The organism is Streptomyces harbinensis (genome assembly GCF_900116145.1).
Taxonomy (GTDB): Bacteria; Actinomycetota; Actinomycetes; order Streptomycetales; family Streptomycetaceae; genus Streptomyces; species Streptomyces carpaticus.
This window is the reverse complement of the sequence record NZ_FPAB01000001.1, coordinates 496,437-513,491: the sequence shown is the minus strand read 5'-3', so window position 1 is coordinate 513,491 and position 17,055 is coordinate 496,437. Positions and strand designations below refer to the sequence as shown.

Here is a 17,055-nt window from a genome sequence, read left to right as displayed (position 1 = left end):
CGGGCCAGGGGGCGGCGGGCGCGGAACCGCCGCCCCCGGGCCCCGGGGCCTGACGGACCGTCACGATCGGCGGCCCGTCACCGCCGGCGGCCCGTCACCGTCCCCGGGCCGCCAGGAACCGGTCGCGGCCGGCGTCCAGTTCCACGATGGGCTCCGGATAGCCGCGCTCCCGCAGCGTCGCGGGCTCCAGCCGCCACGGCTCGTGCAGCGCCCGCACCGGCACCCCGTCCAGCTCCGGCACCCAGCGCCGTACGTATCCGCCGTCCGGGTCGTAACGCCGGCCCTGGGCCGCCGGATTGAGCACCCGGTTGGGCCGGGTGTCGGTGCCGGTGCCCGCCACCCACTGCCAGTTCAGCTGGTTGTTCGCCAGATCGCCGTCCACCAGCAGTCCCAGGAAGTGCTCGGCGCCCACCCGCCAGTCGGTGTACAGCGTCTTGGTCAGGAAGCTGCCCACCAGCAGCCGCCCCCGGTTGTGCATCCAGCCCTCGTGCGCCAGCTGCCGCATCGCCGCGTCCACGATCGGGTAGCCGGTGCGGCCCGCGCGCCAGGCGTCCGCGTCCCGGCCCGCGCGCCGCCAGCGATCGCCCCGGGCCCGGTAGTCGCTCCACGCGGCGTCCGGGCGGGCCGCCAGCACCTGGTGGTGGAAGTCCCGCCAGGCCAGCTGCCGTTCGAACGCCTCGGCGCCCGCCCCGCCGTGCTCCCGCGCCTTCCGGGTCAGTTCGGCCGCCGACAGACAGCCGAAGTGCAGATACGGCGACAGCCGGGACGTGGCGTCCCCGGCCAGGTCGTCGTGCCGCTCCGCGTACGCGTCCACGCCCGAGCGCAGCCAGGCCGCCATCCGGCGCCGCCCCTCGCGCTCACCGCCGGCCGGTACGCCGGGGGAGACCCCGGACAGTCGCCGCCGCTGCGGCAGCGCCGGCCCGCCCACCCCGTCCGGCACCCGCACCCGGCGCGGCGCGGGCAGCGGATCGCGCCGCGCGCTCTCCCGCCACCGGCGGAAGTACGGGGTGAACACCGCGAAGTGGTCCCGCTGGTCCGGCACCACCGCGCCCGGCGGCACCACCGTCACCACCCCGTCGTGCACCCGCAGCCGGCAGCGCAGCCGCTCCAGCTCCCGGCGCAGCCGCTCCTCGCGGTGCCGCGCGAAGCCGCTCACCCCGCCCGACAGATGCACCTCGCCGGCGCCGGTCCGCGACACCACCGCGCACACCTCCTCCACCACGTCCCCCTCGCGCAGCACCAGGTGCCCGCCGCGCTCCCGCAGCGCGCCGTCCAGGTCGGCGAGCGCGTCGGCGAGGAACGCCAGTCGGTTGGGCGCCGCGAACCCGGCGCGGTCCACGGCCGGGTCGCGGACGAACAGCGGCACGACCGCGTCGGCGGCGCGCTGGGCTGCGTGCAGCGCGGGCTGGTCGCGCAGCCGCAGATCGCTGGTGAACAGGACGACGGCGACATCCATCTCGGTGCTCCTAGGCGCTGGGGAACTCCATGACGGCCAGCGGATCGGATGTCGGCTGCGGAGAACCGCCCGCGGGCTCCAGCGTGATGCCCATGCCGTCCGCGCCGTCCAGCGCGCCGTCCATCAGCACGGCCTCGTCCGGCGCCGCGGGGTCGAGCAGCCCGGCGGGCCGCATCGCACCGTGATCGTCGAACCACAACTGGTACACCATGCCGTCCGGCGGAGCCGGCATTCCGGAGGTCATGAACGCCGCGCGATTCGTCCCGGCGGAGACCACCACGGTGCCGGTGCCGCCGCCCGGCAGCGCACCGCTGCTCACCACGGCGTCCGGCGCGGCGAGCACCTGCGCCAGCAGCGCGGCGTGTTCCTGCGCCTGCTGCACCTCGCGCTGCGCGTCGCGCGCCGACTGCCACTGCCACACGGTGGTGCCGCCCAGCGCCGCCGCCGCCAGCGCGGCGGCCAGCGCCAGGCCGGGCAGCATCCGCCGGGTGCGGCGGCGCAGCCCGCCGAACGCGCCGGGCGGCGGGTCCTGCCGTACGGTGCCGATCCGCCCCATCACCCGGTCGCGCAGCGCGGTCGGCGGGGCGAGGGCCACCGCGCCGGCCAGCCGGGCCGCGGTCTCGGACAGCTCCCGCACCTCCCGGGCGCACGCCTCGCAGCGCTCCAGGTGCCGCTCGAACTCCTCGCGCTCCGGGGCGGGCAGCGCGTCCAGCGCGTAGGCCCCGCTGAGGGTGTGCACGTCCTCGACACTCATGCCGTCACTCCCAGGCAGTCACGCAGCCGGATCAGCCCGTCGCGCAGCCGGGTCTTCACCGTGCCCAGCGGCAGCGCCAGCACCTCGGCCACCTCGCGATAGGTCAGCCCCCGGTAGTAGGCGAGGGTCACCGACTGCCGCTGCCGTTCGGTGAGCCCGCCCATGCAGCGGCGTACCTGCTCCCGTTCCAGCCGGGCCTCCACCCGTTCGGTGACCTCGTCGTAGGCGGGGGTGTGGTCCAGCAGCGCCGCCCGGTGCTCGCGGTCGCTGGCCGCCTGCGCGGAGCGCACCCGGTCCACCGCCCTGCGGTGCGCCAGCGTCATGATCCAGGCCATCGGGGTGCCGCGGTCGGGGGAGTAGGCGGCGGCGCGGCGCCAGACCTCGACCAGGACCTCCTGGGCGACCTCCTCCGACTGCGCGGGGTCGCGCAGCACGCTGCGCACCAGGCCGAGTACGGGTCCCGCGACCCGGTCGTACACGGCGCCGAACGCGTCCTGGTCGCCCTGCGCGACCAGCGCCAGCAGGGCGCCCAGCTCGGGCGCGGGCGGGCCCGGAGCGGGCAGATCGGTGGGCACTGGCTCCATGGAGGGGTCTCCGGTGGTCGGCGTACGGAACGGGTGGCACCCGCGCCCCGGCGTGGGTGCCACCCGTCATTCGTAGCCGCTGGCGGCCCGGATGGGTCCGGATTCCGGATTTACCGGAACGCGGCCGTCTCCGGGTCGGCGCCGACCCGGGTCCCGGTGTCCAGGGCGGTGACCGCCGCCAGGTCTTCGGGCGCCAGCTCGAAGCCGAAGACGTCGAAGTTCTCCTTGATCCGGGCCGGGGTCACCGACTTGGGGATCACGACGTTCCCGAGCTGGAGGTGCCAGCGCAGCACCACCTGGGCCGGGGTCTTGCCGTACTTGGCGCCGATCTCGGCGAGCTGCGGGTCGTCCAGCAGGCCCTTGCCCGAGCCGAGCGGGGAGTACGCCTCGGTGGCGATGCCCAGTTCGGCGTGCACGCCGCGGGACTCGGCCTGCACGAAGTTGGGGTGCAGCTCGATCTGGTTGATGGCGGGGACGATGTTCGTCTCGTCCAGCACCCGGCGCAGGTGCGCGGGGCGGAAGTTGGAGACGCCGATCGCCTTGGCCTTGCCGTCCGCGTAGATCTGCTCCAGCGCCTGCCATGCCTCGACGTACTGGTCGTACATCGGGGTCGGCCAGTGGATCAGGTACAGGTCGACGTACTCCAGACCCAGCTTCTCCAGCGACACGTCGATGGCGCGCAGGGCGTCGTCGCGGCCGTGGTCGGAGTTCCACAGCTTGGTGGTGACGAACAGCTCCTCACGCGGCAGCCCCGAGGCGGCCAGCGCCTTGCCGGTGCCGACCTCGTTGCGGTAGATCGCCGCGGTGTCGATGTGGCGGTAGCCCGCCTCCAGGGCGTGGTTCACGGCGTCGGTGGCCTGGTCGTCGGGGACCTGCCACACGCCGAAGCCCAGCTGCGGGATCTCTTCGCCGTTGTTCAGAGTGACATGGGGAACGCTGCTCACGTACGAATCAGTCCTTCTTCTGATCGGAATCCGATCGCTTTGTAGTGCGGTGCTTATCGTCCATGATCCGGCCCGGCGGCGCACCTGACCAGGGCGGGGGGCACAATGGCGCGAGTGCGTGCATTGACCCGGTTCATCGACCCTTTCCTGTTGCTCCTGATGACAACCGTCGGACTGGCGGCGCTGTTCCCGGTCGGCGGCGGCGCCCAGGAGGTGGTGGACGGGGCCACCAAGGTCTTCATCGGCCTGCTGTTCTTCCTCTACGGCGCCCGGCTCTCCACCCGCGACGCCCTGGACGGGGTGCGGCACTGGCGGCTGCACCTCACCATCCTGGGCTGCACGTTCCTCGTCTTCCCGCTGCTGGGCCTGGCCGCCCGCGGCCTGGTGCCCTGGCTGATCACCGACGACCTGTACACCGGGCTGCTGTTCCTGTGCCTGGTGCCCTCCACCGTGCAGTCCTCGATCGCCTTCACCTCCATCGCCCGCGGCAACGTGGCCGGGGCCATCGCGGCCGGGTCGTTCTCCTCGATAGCGGGCATCGTCCTCACCCCGCTGCTGGCCGCCGCGTTCATCGGCGCGAGCGCGGGGATCAGCGCGGACTCGCTGCTGTCCATCGGCGGCCAGCTGCTGCTCCCGTTCCTCGCCGGGCAGCTGCTGCGCCGCTGGATCGGCGGGTTCATCACCCGGCACCGGCTGCTGGTGATGACCGTGGACCGCGGCTCGATCCTGGTGGTCGTCTATGCCGCGTTCAGCGAGGGCATGAACGAGAACATCTGGTCCGAGGCCAGCTGGGGGCGGCTGCTGGCGCTCCTCGCGGTGGAAGGCGTGCTGCTCACCGTGATGCTGGTGCTGACCACCCGGGGCGCCGGGCGGCTTGGCTTCGGGCGCGGCGACCGGATCGCCATCACCTTCGCCGGGTCGAAGAAGTCCCTGGCGGCAGGACTGCCGATGGCCGGGGTGATCTTCCCCGAACAGACGGCGCTCGCCGTGCTGCCGCTCATGCTCTTCCACCAGCTGCAACTGCTGGTCTGCGCCTTCCTGGCCCGCCGCTGGTCGGCGGAGGCGCCGGGGGAACCGGACGGCCCGGGCGACCGGGGCGGACCGGGCGGTCCGTCCGGCCCGGGTGGATCCGGCGGCCCGGAAGGTCAGGACGGCCCGGGCGGCCCGGACGCCTCCGGCGGCAGTTCCAGCCGCTCCGCCCCGGCGTAGACGTTCATCGACGTCCCGCGCAGAAAGCCGACCAGCGTCAGACCGGCCTCGGCCGCCAGCTCCACGGCCAGCGAGGACGGCGCCGACACCGCCGCCAGCGCCGGGATCCCGGCCATCACCGCCTTCTGCACCAGCTCGAAGGAGGCCCGCCCCGACACCAGCAGCACCGTGTCCGCCAGCGGCAGCAGCCCCGCGCCCAGCGCCCGGCCCACCACCTTGTCGACGGCGTTGTGCCGCCCCACGTCCTCCCGGACGTCCAGCAACTCCCCGCCGCCGTCGAACAGCGCCGCCGCGTGCAGCCCGCCGGTGCGCGCGAACACCCGCTGGTGCGCGCGCAGCCGCTCCGGCAGCGCGGCCAGCAGCCGCGGGGTGAGGGCAGGACCGCCGGTCAGCGGCAGCGGCCAGCGGGCGGTGGTCCGTACCGCGTCCAGCGACGCCTTGCCGCACAGCCCGCAGGAGGAGGTGGTGTAGACGTTGCGCTGGAGGGAGGCGTCCGGCGGGGCCACCCCGTCCGCCAGCCGGACGTCCACGACGTTGTACGTGTTCGAGCCGTCCGCCGTCGCGCCCGCGCAGTACATGACCCGGGCCACCTCGTCCGCCCGCGCCACCACCCCCTCGCTGACCAGGAAGCCGGTCGCCAGCGCGAAGTCGTCGCCCGGGGTGCGCATCGTGACGGCCAGCGGCCGGCCGCCGACCCGGATCTCCAGCGGCTCCTCACCCACCAGGGTGTCGGCGCGTTCGGTGACCGCCCCGTCCCTGATCCGTACCACCCGCCGGCGTTCGGTGACCCGTCCCATGCCGGCCATCATGCCGCATCGGCCACCACCTCGACGATGTGCTTGCCGCGCACCCCGCCCGCCTCCAGCGCCCGGTGCGCGTCCGCGATCCGCTCCAGCGGGAACACGGTGTCCACCACCGGCCGGATCTCCCCGCGTTCGGCGAACCCGGCCAGCTCGGCGAGCTGTGGATGCCGCGGGTTGCCGCTGAAGAACCGCACCCGCCGGGTGAACAGCAGATACGCCACCGACCGCAGCGGACGCCCGGTGTCGAAGGCGACGGCCACCATCCGCCCGCCGTCCCGGGCCAGCAGCCCCCGCCACACCTCCGGTTCGCTGCCCACGGCGTCCAGGACGACATCGAAGCGCCCCAGCTCGGCGGGGCTGGTCCTCGCGTAGTCGTACGCCTCGTCCGCGCCCAGCTCCCGTACCAGATCCAGGTTCCGGCCGCCGGCCAGCGCCGTGACATGCGCCCCGAACACCTTGCCGAACTGCACCGCCATCGAGCCGACACCGCCGGCCGCGCCGCGTACCAGCAGCCGCTCACCGGGGCGCAGCCGTGCCTCGTCCCGCAGGGCGCGCAGCGCGGTGGTGCCGGTGCCGGGCAGCGCGGCGGCCTCGGCCGGGGAGAGACCGGCCGGGGCGAGCGAGAGCTGCCGGGGCCGCACGGTCACGTACTCGGCCGCGCTGCCGAATCCCCCGCGCGGCAGCAGCCCCCACACCCGGGCCCCGGACGCGGGCCCCGGGCCCACGATCTCCCCGGTGAAGTCGATCCCGGTGCGCTGCGGGAACCGGCGGCCGGTCACCACCTTCACCCGGCCTGCCCTGGTGTGCAGGTCACCGCCGTTGACGCCGGCGGCGTGCACCCGTACCAGCACCTCGCCGGGCCGGGGCACGGGTGTCGGGACGGTGCCCTCGTACAGCACCTCGGGCGGTCCGTAGCGGTCGTACAGCGCGGCGCGCATCTCGTTCATGCGCTCACGCTAGGAGGCCAACCGGAAGGGGCCCTCCACTTGGCCGTAAAGTGAGAGACATGCCAGGTCAGCCCTCTCAGAACCCGCCGGTCCCGCCGCCGGAGGCGCTGCGGGCGGACGCCCGGCACAACCGCGAACGCATCCTGGCCGCCGCCGGGGCGGTGTTCGCCGAACGCGGCATCGACGTCCCGATGACCACCGTCGCGCGCCGCGCGGGCGTCGGCGTCGCCACCCTGTACCGCCGGTTCCCCACCCGCGACGCGCTGGTGGCGGAGGTGTTCTCCGGACAACTGGCCACCTGCGTGGGGGTGCTGGACGAGGCACTGGCCGACCCGGACCCGTGGGACGGGTTCCGGACACTGGTCGAGCGGCTGTTCGCCCTCCAGGTCGCCGAGCGGGGCTTCACGGCGGCCGTCGTCTCCCGCTTCCCGCACCACCCTGAGCTGGCCCGGCAGCGGGCCCGCGCCGGACGCGACCTCGCCGAACTCGTCCGCCGCGCCCAGGCGGCCGGCCGGCTGCGCGCCGACTTCCGGCCCGCCGATCTGCTGCTGGCGCTCCGGGCCAACTGCGGCATCGTCGAGAGCTCCTCCGGCGACCCGGCCGCCGCGTCCCGCCGGCTGGCCGGCTATCTGCTCGACTCCTTCCGGGCGCCGAGCCGGTAGGTCCGTATGACCAGGGCCAGGGGGCGGGAGCGCCGGAAAACTTTCGGATTCCCGCCCTCTTACCTTCCGGAAAAATCCCGGAAATTATCGCGTTCATGACGAGCCGCCGCGCGTACCCGAGCCCGCTTCCGCCGACCGCCGCCGTGCCCGCCGCCACCCCCTCGCCCCCCACCACCGGACGCCGCCCCACCTCCTTCGTCGCCACCACCTGGCAACCCGGCGCCCTCACCCTCGCCGACCGGGGCCGGACCGCGCCCCTGGTGGTCAGCACCGCCGACCACCCCGGCGTCCTGCGCGTCACCGCCGACCTGCGCGACGACATCGAGCGCGTCACCGGCACCGCCCCCGCCGTCCACCACCGGGACCGGCTCCCCGACCCGGCCGAGGGCGCCCCCGTCCTCATCGGCACCATCGGCCGCAGCCCCCTGATCGACCGGCTGATCGCCACCGGCCGGCTCGACGTCCGCGGCATCGAGGGCCGCTGGGAGACCAGCCTCCAGCAGATCGTCACCGACCCCGCCCCCGGCGTCCCCCGCGCCCTGGTCATCACCGGAAGCGACCAGCGCGGCACCATCTACGGCGTGTACGAGCTGTCCCGGCAACTCGGTGTCTCCCCCTGGTACTGGTGGAACGACATCCCCGCCCGCCGCCGCCCCCGCGTCCACGTCCTCCCCGGCCGGCACACCCAGGGCACCCCGGCCGTCAAGTACCGCGGCTTCTCCCTCGACAACGGACACCCGGGGCTCGGCATCTGGGCCCCCGCCCACTTCGGCCCCGGCCACGCGCCCGGCCACCCCGGCGGCTTCACCAGCGCCTTCTACGCCCGCGTCTTCGAACTGATGCTGCGGCTGAAGGCCAACTGCCTGTGGCCGGCCGCACGGGGCCGCGCCTTCGCCGAGGACGACGCCGCCAACCACGCCACCGCCACCGCGTACGGCGTGGTGCTGGGCACCTCGCCCGAGAGCCCCATGATGCGCGCCGCCGGGGAGTGGCACCGGCACGCCGGTGACGGCACCGACCCGTACGGCGGCAACGGCGCCTGGAGCTTCCACCGCAACGGCCCGGCCGTCCGCCGCCACTGGGCGGAGGGCATCCGCCGCATGACGGAACAGCACATCGAGGGCATCGTCACCCTCGGCATGCGCGGCGACGAGGACACCGGCCTGCCGGACGGCGAGCGCATCCGCCTCATGGAAGCGATCATCGCCGCCCAGCGCGACATCCTGCGGGCCGCGGGCACGCTCGGCACCCCACAGGTCCACATCCTCGGCGACGGGGCGCAGCGCTCCTGGGAGCGGGGCCTGCGCCCACCCGACGACGTCACCGTCGTCCTCTGCGACGACACCCGGGGCAACCTGCGCACGCTCCCCGACCCCGACCTGCCCGAACGCCCCGGCGGCTACGGCCTGTACCACCACCTCGGCCACACCGGCGCCGCGGGCACCACCACCGGGGCCGATACCACCAGCCTCGCCGCCGCCTGGGAGCAACTGCATCTGGCCCACCGGTACGGCATCGGCCGGCTGTGGATCGCCGACGGCGGCGGTCTGAAGGGGCGGGAACTGCCGCTCCAGTTCTTCCTGGACTACGCCTGGGACCCGGGCGGTCTGCCGCTGGAACGGCTGGGGGAGTGGGAACGCGCGTACGCTGCCACGCACTTCGGCCCCCGGCACGCGCCCGGTATCGCCGAGGTGCTGCACACCTACGGCCTGCTCCAGTCGCGCCGCGAGCCGGAACCGCCGACCCGCCGGACCACCCGCGACCCGGACACCGGGGAAGCGCGCTGCGACGACGCGGCGATCCCCTACTCCCTGGAGAACTACCGCGAGCTGGAACGCGTCACCGACGCCTGGGAGCAACTGGACGACCGGGCGGAACGGATCGCCCACACCCTCCCCGCCGACCTGCGGGACGCCTACTACCAGCTGGTGCAGTACCAGGTGGAGGCCACCGCCAACCTGTACGCGCTGCGCGCCGCCCAGTTCACGAACCTGCGCTACGCCCGCGAGGGCCGGGCCGCCACCAACACCCTGGCCGACGCGGCCGAGGCGCGGTGTGCGGACGACCTGGCGATGACGGACTACTGGAACACCACGCTGGCGGGCGGCACCTGGCGCGGCTTCCGGACCCGGCCCGAGACCGGCCACGGCGACCCGGACGCCGCCGGCCCGGACGCCCTCCACCCCCCGGTGCGCCGCATCGAACTCCCGGAACGGGCCGCGCTGGGCGTGGCGGTGGACGGCTCGACGGCGTGGTGGCCCGGCACCCGGGAGCCGCTGACCCTTCCCGAACTCTCGCCGTACCGGGCGGACCCCGCACCGTACCTGGAGGTCTTCAACCGGGGCCGCGCCCCGCTCTCCTGGACGATCACCTCCTCGGAGCCCTGGCTGGCCCCGTCCCAGCACGCCGGGCTGACCGGCGACCAGCTCCGGATCACCGTCACGGCCGACTGGTCCCGGGCCCCCAGGGGCCGGAGCAGCGCCGTCCTCACCGTGCGCGGCCCGGACGGTGCGGCGGCCCGCGTCGTGGTGCCGGTCCATCACCCACGGGCGCGCCGCCGCGAGCTGAGGGGCTTCATCGAGGCGGACGGCTACGTCTCCATCGAGGCCGGCCACTGGACGCGCTCGGTCGGTGCGTTCGGCGTCCGCTGGCGCCGCCTCCCCGACGCGGGCCGCACCGGCGCCGCGATGGCCCCGTTCCCGGTCACGGCCCCGCGCTTCGCCCCGGGCACGGGCCCCTGCCTGGAGTACGACCTGACGCTGTTCACGGCGGGCCGCGTCCGCCTGCTGACGTATCTGTCGCCGCGCAACGACGTCCTGCCCACCGGCGGCCCGGAGTTCGCGGTCTCCTTCGACGACCAGCCGCCGCAACGGGTGCACATCACCGGTACGACGGGCGCGGACGCCACCGCGATGAACGGCGCGTGGGAACAGCAGACCTCCGACAACGTCATCGTGATCACCACCCACCACGACCTGCCGGTCCCCGGCCGGCACACCCTGAAGGTGTGGATGGTCGACCCCACGGTGATCGTCCAGAAACTGGTGACGGACACCGGCGGCCTCCGCCCCAGCTACCTCGGCCCCCCGGAGAGCCTGCGCCTGCGCTGACCCGCGCCGACCGGTCAGGCGGCCCAGCGGCGCGGGGTGTCGGTGAGGGTGGCCCAGGTCCGGGTCCCGGCCCCGCACCGCTCGGCGGCCCCGAAACCGCACGTGCCCCCGTAGGGGCGGACCAGCGTACGGGCCTGCCGGAGGCCGTCGTGCCGCTGCCCGGCACAGCCGGAGCAGGCGTGCGGGTCGTAGACGTCCAGCCGCAGCGTCCCGGCACGCTGATGGAGGGTGAGGTGCACGTCCTGCCCTTCCCGGGCGAAGCGGCAGGCGTAGGCGGTGAGTTCCCGGGCCAGGGCGAGACCGGGCTCGGCGAGCGCGTAGACGCGGTGGATGTCGAAGAGAAGTTCGGCGGTCTCGTGCGCGACCACCGGCGCGGCGGCGGTGGCGGGCAGGCTGAACCCGTAGGCCAGTTCCCCTTCCCGCGGCTCCACCCCACCCGCCCCGACCGGCGGGCAGAAGCCGGTGGGCGGGACGGGGGAGCCCTATTGGCGGTGAGCGAGCGCGACCACATCACGGTCCGGATCATCCCGGTGGAGCGCGGCAGCTTTCCCGGTGCCGGACACGCACTGCTCTACTCGGAAGGGGCGGTTCCTCAGCTCGATACCGCCCAGCTGGACTCGGCACATGGACCCGAGTTCTTGCACAGTGAGGCGCAACTCGCGAAGTATCGGGCCCACGTGGAGTGGATGGACTCGGAGACGCTGTCGGCCAAGGCCTCGCGCGATCTCATCCACGCCATCATCAGCGAACTATAGGGAGGCGCTTTGAAGGGCATCACATGGGAAGAGGCGTTCTGCGGAGAGGGCAACAACTGCTTCCGGCTGGGCACCGACGCGGAGGGCAATGCCTACATCGCGGTGGCCGGCCGGGAGGATGTGTACCTCACGGACTCCCGCGAGGCGCTGGCCACCATGATCCGTGACATCAAGGCCGGAAAGGCCGACCACCTGCTGTAGACGGATGAGGCGGCAACCGCCGACATCCTGCTACCACGAGCGGAGGAGCCCTCATGAGCAAAATCCTCTGGGAGGAACCCTTCTGCGCCGAGAGCTCCAACTGCTTCCGGCTGGGCACCGACGCGGAGGGGAATGCCTACATCGCGGTGGCCGGCCGGGAGGGCGTGTATCTCACGGATTCCCGGGAGGCGCTGGCCACCATGATCCGTGACATCAAGGCCGGGAAGGCCGACCACCTGCTGTAGACGGAAGGGGCGGAGGAACCCACCATGGGCAAGATTCTCTGGGAGGAACCCTTCTGCGCCGAGAGCTCCAGCTGCTTCCGGTTGGGCACCGACGCGGAGGGGAATGCCTACATCGCGGTGGCCGGCCGGGAGGATGTGTATCTCACGGATTCCCGGGAGGCGCTGGCCACCATGATCCGTGACATCAAGGCCGGGAAGGCCGACCACCTGCTGCGCCGGCCATGACCGCACGCTGATCCGCACGGGGTTGCCGCTGCCGCGCGATCTGGTCCGAGGTGGCGGCCCCGGGCCGGCAGGACACCGGTCTCCCGCGCCCCCGGCGCGCGTCGGCCGGCCGGGGGACCGTTGACGGCGGCGTGCGGTGCTGGTGCACTGGGGGGATGAGGCCCCAGCGGCGGTTGGTGATTCGTGGGCATATCGACTTCGGTCGGGTGTGGTCCGCGGCCTGTTGGCGCCGTGGGTGAACCCCGGCTCACATCCCCTTCCGTTCCGCTTCCTTTTCGCCCGAGAGGCCTCTTCCGCCATGCCCGTGGAATTCCTTGGCATCGCCGCGACCAACGACGGCTCCGAGACATCGCCGCGCTCCGGCGGCGCGTTCGACCCCGAGTACACCCTCCGGCTGGCCCGTGCCCATGAGGATCACGGCTGGGACCGGGTGCTGTTCGCCTACAGCTCCGGCTCGCCCGACCCCGCCACCGGGGCCGCGCTGCTCGCGAGCCGGCTCGACCGGCTCCAGATCCTCCTCGCCCACCGGCCCAACATCTCCTACCCCACCTACGCCGCCCGGGTGTTCGCCTCCCTCGATCAGCTCAGCGGCGGCCGGCTCACCGTCCACTTCATCACCGGCGGCAGCGACCACGAACAGCAGCGGGAGGGCGACACCCTCACCAAGGACGAGCGGTACGCCCGCACTCGCGAGTACATCCGCGTCGTCAAGAAGATCTGGACCAGCCGCGAACCCTTCGACCACGAAGGCGACTTCTACCGGTTCCGGGACTATGTGAGCGACGTCTTCCCGGTCCAGCAGCCCCGCCCCGGCGTGTCGTTCGGCGGCTCCTCGCCCGCCGCGTACGCCGCCGGCGGCGCCGAGGCCGACATCTACTGCCTGTGGGGCGAACCGCTCGCCGAGACCGCCGAGCAGATCGAGTCCGTACGGCAGGCCGCGGCAGCCGCCGGCCGCAAGGAAGTACCGCGCATCCAGGTGGCGTTCCGGCCGATCATCGCGCCCACCGAGGAACTCGCCTGGGAGAAGGCACACCGCACCGTCGGCGCCATCCGCGCCGCCCGCGGCCCGCAGCGCGACCCGGAGAACACCGGCTCGCAGCGGCTGATCGCCCTCGCCGAGCGCGGCGAACGCTTCGACCGCGCCCTGTGGACCCCGACCGCAGCCGCCACCGGCGGGGCCGGCAACTCCAACGCGCTCGTCGGCACTCCGGAGACAGTTGCCCAGGCGCTCCTGGATTACTACGACCTCGGAGTGGACATCATCTCGGCGCGGGGTTACGACCTGCTCGGCGACGCGATCGACTTCGGCCGCCATGTCATCCCGATCGTCCGGGAAGAAGTGGCCAAGCGCGACGCACAGCTCGCCGAGGCCGCCCTCTGACGGGCGATCCGAGGTCATGGTCCTGTGCCGGGCTGGTCCCGGCGCAGGATCCCGCACCGGTGGACGAGCGGGACGGGTGGGGCACTTCATGAACGGTGGTGGCACGGAGCCCGGTTGTCCGGACACCACCGTCCGGCGACGCCCGCTGCCCCTGCTCACCTCCCGCCGTCACATCGATCTGCTGCGCACCTCCAGCGCGGCGTAGCCTCCACCCGCCGGCGGCCCCTCCCCGTGAGAGGCCGCCGTTTCGCATGCCCTCTCACCCCGTGCGCCCCAAGGAGAGTCATGTCCCACACCGCCGCGCCGCAGTTCCGGGGCCGGATCTTCGCCGACGCCCGCAGTGGCTTCCACTCCGCCCCGCACCGCTACGACCTGTCCCTCTCCCTGTCCTGTCCGGGCTGTCTGCGGATCGCCATCACCCACGCGCTGCTGGGCCTTGCGGACAGCGTGCCGCTCACCCCGCTGCCCGCCGTCCCCGACCGCGCCGAGGGCGGCTACAGCGCGCTGCACGGCGCGTACGCCGCCACCCGGCACGGCTTCACCGGCCCGGCCGTCGCGCCCGTCCTGCGCGACCGCTGGACGGGACGGATCGTCAGCAACCACGCCCCGCACATCCTGCGGGACCTGGCCACCCGCTTCCGCGGGCCGGACGCCCCCGAGCTGTACCCGGCCGCGGCCGAGGCGGAGATCGCGGCGCTGGGCGAGCTGTGCGAGAACGGGATCGACGCCGCCGCGCAGCGGGCTGGCCGGCGGGAGGCGGACACGGGCGCCACCGCCGAACTGCTGGCGGCGCTGGACGCGGTGGAGGAACGGCTGGCGGAGCCGGGCGGCCCGTACCTGCTGGGCGCACGGATCACGGCGGCCGATGTCCGGCTGTGGGTCACCCTGGTGCAACTGGACACGGTGCACCGCTGGCACCTGGGCGCGGACACGGTGCAGCGGATCGCGGACCACCCCTGGCTGTGGACGTACGCGCGCCGGCTGCTGGCGCTGCCCGCCTTCCACGGCAACCTGCGGCTGGAGGAGATCCACCGCAGGCACCACGCGCACTGCCGGGGCCTGGAAGCGGCGGGGGCGGCCGTCCAGATCATCGACTGGACGGCGGCGGAACCGGCCGGAAGCTACGTGTAGCCCGCCGGGCGTTCCCTCCCGGCGGCACCGGCACCGGCACCGGCACTGTACGGCTCCGGTCGGCGGGGAACGGCAACGCGACCGGCCGGGCGCCCGTTTCCCCTCCCGGCCACGGGGGGTGCGCGCCCGGCCACACAGCGGGTACGCTGCACGGCCACCACACACAACCTTCATATCCCTGGGGGGAATCATGAACGTGCGTCTGCGCCGTGCCGCCATAGCGGTGGCCGCCGGTCTCACCCTGTCCGTCACCGGGTGCAGCAGCAGCGGCGGCGACAGCGACCGGCCGCCCCTGAGCCAGCGCGACGCCCCCGCCGAGGACGATGCGGAGCCCGTCGGCGACGACAGCCAGGACGACGCGTCCGCCGGACCGGACACCCAGGCTCCCGGCGATCTGGCCCCGGGCGAGTCCTACACCTGGCCCGGCGGCCTCAGCCTCACGATCGACGCGCTCACCGAGGTGGACACGGCGGGCCTGGACGAGTGGTCCCAGCCCGAGGGGGACACGCTGTTCGCGGTCACGATCAGCCTCACCAACGACGGCGACCGGCCGGCCGACCTCGACAGCGTGTCGTTCGATTTCCAGGGCGCCACGGTCGGCGGCGAGGTGTACTTCGAGTACCACGACGACGACGAGGAACTGACCGGCCGCCTGGCCCCCGGCCAGACCGTCACCAAGCGGATCAGCCGCAGCATGGACACCGAGGCCTACGGCCGGGAGGTCGTCATCACCGCGTACTACTGGGGTGACGAGGGCACCGACTTCCTGGGCGACGACCCCGAGTGGGTCGCCACCATCGAGTAGCCGGCTCCGCGGGCCCGTTCACAACGGCTCCGATGCCGTGAACTCACCGGTCGCAGCGGAGCCGCGGGGGAGGGCGGCCCCGGTCGAGGCCGTGCAGGGAGGTTCGACCGGCACATCGCCGAACATCCGGAGAACCCGGCAGAACCGCGCCGGCATTCAGCCGCGACACTCCTGGGAAGCCAGAAAGTCGCGTAGGTGGGTGTGCTTTTCGCGGACCTGAGGGTTCGGGTGATGCTCTGCGGCCCGGAGATGGGGCTCCGCGTCGTCGGCGTCGGCAAGGCCGCGGTACAGAAGCTGGTCGAGGACGCCGATGCCCCAGAGCTGGATGGCCGGATCGGCGTCGGCGAGAAACTCACCGACCAGTGGGAGGTCGTCAGCCGTGGCGACGACGCGCAGCAACTCGACCGCGTGGCGCCGGCGTTCCGGATCCGGTTCGGTGCGGTACATCTCCAGGCAGCGGGACCGGGCAGCCTCGGGCCGCAGCAGCGACAGGACCGAACGCGCGTGTTCGGAGGCCGGGCGACCTTCCACGTACCAGTCCACCGCCCCACGTATCGCCTCATCACCCAGCAGAGCGGCGATGGCCTGCCGGGCGATGCGGTCACCGCTGGATTCCGGACGAGCGCCGATACTGTCGGCCAGTGCCTGCCAGTCGATCGGTTCGCTTGGTCCCGCCCCACGCGCGGCCGGGGTGGTGAGGTGGAGCCGGCAGGCGCAGTCGAAGGCGTCCTCGGGGGTGCCGGCGAAGCCGCCGGTGGGGAGCAGCGAGCGTTCGTAGCGGCCGCTGCCGGCGCTGCGGAGGGCGAAGCCCCATCTGTCGGCGGTGCCACCGTAGCGCAGGCGCATCAGCTCGACCCGTTCGCCGCCTACCGGTTCGGCTGCCACGTAGGCGAAGGCCCCGCGGTGGCGGACGTGCAGCCGTGCCAGCTGCGGCCAGGCGGTACGAGCGTGTGCGCCAAGGCGCTGCTCCAGCGAGAGCCGGGTGGATTCCGAAGGGGTGGGCATGGCGGTCATCCTTCCGGACGTGCCCACGAGCGCGTCAATCCTTCGGGATCGACGCGGGGTGGGACCCGGTTCGGATCGCGGTGTGGGATTCGCGTCGAGAAGTCAGTGTGGGTGGTGACGGCGCGGACACGTGGAAATTGAGGTGCCCGGGCCGGGCGAGCATCCCTACCCTCGGCCCCATGCGCCACGCGTCCGCTCTGCTGAACGTCATTGATGTGGAAGCCACCTGCTGGGACGGGCAGCCGCCGCCCGGCTCGGTGAACGAGATCATCGAGATCGGTCTCACCGTCGTGGACATGTCGGCAGGGCGCCGCGTATCCCGGCATCGTGTCCTGGTCCGCCCTGTCCGGTCGCAGGTGAGCGACTTCTGCACTGAACTGACCGGACTGACGCAATCCGAGGTGGAACGGGGCGTCTCCTTCGCCGAGGCGTGCCGGATCCTCGTCGAGGAGCACGAGGCGGGGGAGCGCCCCTGGGCGAGTTGGGGCGAGTACGACCGTCGGCAATTCGCCCGGCAGAGCCGGGCTGACGGGGTGGCCTACCCGTTCGGCTATCCGACGGAGCGTACCCACACCAACGCCAAGGCCGTATTCACCGCGGCCTACGGGCTGCGCAGGAAACCCGGCATGGGCCACGCTCTGCAGATGGCCGGACTGCCGCTCGAAGGACGCCATCACCGCGGAGAGGACGATGCGTGGAACATCGCCGCACTCGTCCTCGACCTGCTGGGCCGCGGGGCATGGCCGGTCACAGCCACAGCCACAGCCGTTTGGCCTCGCGCCGCCGATCACCCGGAAGGATCCTCCGCCGCCCCGGCAACGTGATCAACCCCCGAAGG

Annotated in this window: 20 protein-coding genes; 12 read left to right on the top strand and 8 right to left on the bottom strand. The window is 73.4% G+C overall.

Annotated elements, in window-relative coordinates:
* Nucleotides 1-94: 94 nt before the first annotated feature.
* The 4 genes from BM385_RS02310 to BM385_RS02295 form a co-directional block, all read right to left on the bottom strand.
* Nucleotides 95-1,456 (bottom strand): cryptochrome/photolyase family protein, encoded by a 1,362-nt coding sequence (locus BM385_RS02310; RefSeq protein ID WP_093842014.1) that lies wholly within the window; start codon nucleotides 1,454-1,456, stop codon nucleotides 95-97.
* A 10-nt stretch (nucleotides 1,457-1,466) separates the two neighbouring features.
* Nucleotides 1,467-2,210: an anti-sigma factor gene (locus tag BM385_RS02305; protein WP_093842013.1), complete on the bottom strand. Its 744-nt coding sequence runs from the start codon at nucleotides 2,208-2,210 to the stop codon at nucleotides 1,467-1,469.
* Nucleotides 2,207-2,794 (bottom strand): sigma-70 family RNA polymerase sigma factor, encoded by a 588-nt coding sequence (locus BM385_RS02300; protein ID WP_037755478.1) that lies wholly within the window; start codon nucleotides 2,792-2,794, stop codon nucleotides 2,207-2,209. Before BM385_RS02300 ends, BM385_RS02305 begins: the two co-directional genes overlap by 4 nt.
* Nucleotides 2,795-2,904: 110 nt before the next feature.
* Nucleotides 2,905-3,738 carry an aldo/keto reductase gene (locus BM385_RS02295; protein ID WP_019432435.1) on the bottom strand — a complete coding sequence of 278 codons (834 nt, stop codon included), beginning with the start codon at nucleotides 3,736-3,738 and terminating at the stop codon, nucleotides 2,905-2,907.
* A 105-nt stretch (nucleotides 3,739-3,843) separates the two neighbouring features.
* Here BM385_RS02295 and BM385_RS02290 point away from each other — a divergent pair, with 105 nt between their 5' ends.
* Nucleotides 3,844-4,947: a bile acid:sodium symporter family protein gene (locus BM385_RS02290; RefSeq protein ID WP_093842012.1), complete on the top strand. Its 1,104-nt coding sequence runs from the start codon at nucleotides 3,844-3,846 to the stop codon at nucleotides 4,945-4,947.
* Here BM385_RS02290 and fdhD read toward each other — a convergent pair.
* The gene (fdhD, locus tag BM385_RS02285; protein WP_093842227.1) at nucleotides 4,884-5,744 is read right to left on the bottom strand and encodes a formate dehydrogenase accessory sulfurtransferase FdhD; all 861 of its coding nucleotides are present in this window, start codon (nucleotides 5,742-5,744) and stop codon (nucleotides 4,884-4,886) included. The two genes, BM385_RS02290 and fdhD, sit on opposite strands and share 64 nt — an antisense overlap.
* Before the next feature lie 8 nt (nucleotides 5,745-5,752).
* Nucleotides 5,753-6,697, bottom strand: a complete 945-nt coding sequence (locus tag BM385_RS02280; protein ID WP_093842011.1) for an NAD(P)-dependent alcohol dehydrogenase — start codon at nucleotides 6,695-6,697, stop codon at nucleotides 5,753-5,755.
* A 59-nt stretch (nucleotides 6,698-6,756) separates the two neighbouring features.
* Here BM385_RS02280 and BM385_RS02275 point away from each other — a divergent pair, with 59 nt between their 5' ends.
* A complete protein-coding gene (locus tag BM385_RS02275) occupies nucleotides 6,757-7,359 on the top strand; it encodes a TetR/AcrR family transcriptional regulator (protein WP_019432431.1) in 603 nt (200 codons plus the stop codon).
* A gap of 95 nt (nucleotides 7,360-7,454) precedes the next feature.
* Nucleotides 7,455-10,469 carry a glycosyl hydrolase 115 family protein gene (locus BM385_RS02270; protein WP_093842010.1) on the top strand — a complete coding sequence of 1,005 codons (3,015 nt, stop codon included), beginning with the start codon at nucleotides 7,455-7,457 and terminating at the stop codon, nucleotides 10,467-10,469.
* A gap of 14 nt (nucleotides 10,470-10,483) precedes the next feature.
* Here the strand turns inward: BM385_RS02270 and BM385_RS02265 are convergent, their stop codons facing one another.
* Nucleotides 10,484-10,900, bottom strand: coding sequence for a hypothetical protein (locus tag BM385_RS02265; protein ID WP_093842009.1), 417 nt, complete (start codon nucleotides 10,898-10,900; stop codon nucleotides 10,484-10,486).
* A gap of 60 nt (nucleotides 10,901-10,960) precedes the next feature.
* On the opposite strand from BM385_RS02265, the gene BM385_RS02260 reads away from it, so the two are divergent.
* The 8 genes from BM385_RS02260 (at nucleotide 10,961) to BM385_RS02230 (ending at nucleotide 15,212) form a co-directional block, all read left to right on the top strand.
* Nucleotides 10,961-11,224 carry a Scr1 family TA system antitoxin-like transcriptional regulator gene (locus BM385_RS02260; RefSeq protein WP_019432428.1) on the top strand — a complete coding sequence of 88 codons (264 nt, stop codon included), beginning with the start codon at nucleotides 10,961-10,963 and terminating at the stop codon, nucleotides 11,222-11,224.
* Between the two features lie 9 nt (nucleotides 11,225-11,233).
* Entirely contained in the window at nucleotides 11,234-11,425 is a 192-nt protein-coding gene (locus tag BM385_RS02255) for a hypothetical protein (protein ID WP_019432427.1), read from the top strand.
* Nucleotides 11,426-11,478: 53 nt separating this feature from the next.
* Complete coding sequence (locus BM385_RS02250; RefSeq protein WP_093842008.1) at nucleotides 11,479-11,670, top strand: hypothetical protein; 192 nt, start codon at nucleotides 11,479-11,481, stop codon at nucleotides 11,668-11,670.
* Between the two features lie 24 nt (nucleotides 11,671-11,694).
* A complete protein-coding gene (locus tag BM385_RS02245; protein ID WP_093842007.1) occupies nucleotides 11,695-11,895 on the top strand; it encodes a hypothetical protein in 201 nt (66 codons plus the stop codon).
* Between the two features lie 298 nt (nucleotides 11,896-12,193).
* Nucleotides 12,194-13,276, top strand: a complete 1,083-nt coding sequence (locus BM385_RS02240; protein ID WP_019432425.1) for an LLM class flavin-dependent oxidoreductase — start codon at nucleotides 12,194-12,196, stop codon at nucleotides 13,274-13,276.
* 88 nt (nucleotides 13,277-13,364) lie between these two features.
* Nucleotides 13,365-13,481, top strand: coding sequence for a putative leader peptide (locus BM385_RS28345; RefSeq protein WP_343043517.1), 117 nt, complete (start codon nucleotides 13,365-13,367; stop codon nucleotides 13,479-13,481).
* 80 nt (nucleotides 13,482-13,561) lie between these two features.
* Nucleotides 13,562-14,407: a glutathione S-transferase C-terminal domain-containing protein gene (locus tag BM385_RS02235; RefSeq protein ID WP_093842006.1), complete on the top strand. Its 846-nt coding sequence runs from the start codon at nucleotides 13,562-13,564 to the stop codon at nucleotides 14,405-14,407.
* 190 nt (nucleotides 14,408-14,597) lie between these two features.
* The gene (locus BM385_RS02230) at nucleotides 14,598-15,212 is read left to right on the top strand and encodes a DUF4352 domain-containing protein (RefSeq protein ID WP_139275133.1); all 615 of its coding nucleotides are present in this window, start codon (nucleotides 14,598-14,600) and stop codon (nucleotides 15,210-15,212) included.
* Nucleotides 15,213-15,368: 156 nt separating this feature from the next.
* Here BM385_RS02230 and BM385_RS27450 read toward each other — a convergent pair whose 3' ends face one another.
* A complete protein-coding gene (locus BM385_RS27450; protein WP_217650929.1) occupies nucleotides 15,369-16,217 on the bottom strand; it encodes a hypothetical protein in 849 nt (282 codons plus the stop codon).
* Nucleotides 16,218-16,396: 179 nt separating this feature from the next.
* On the opposite strand from BM385_RS27450, the gene BM385_RS02215 reads away from it, so the two are divergent.
* The gene (locus tag BM385_RS02215) at nucleotides 16,397-17,041 is read left to right on the top strand and encodes a 3'-5' exonuclease (protein WP_051131053.1); all 645 of its coding nucleotides are present in this window, start codon (nucleotides 16,397-16,399) and stop codon (nucleotides 17,039-17,041) included.
* The last annotated feature ends 14 nt before the right edge of the window (nucleotides 17,042-17,055 follow it).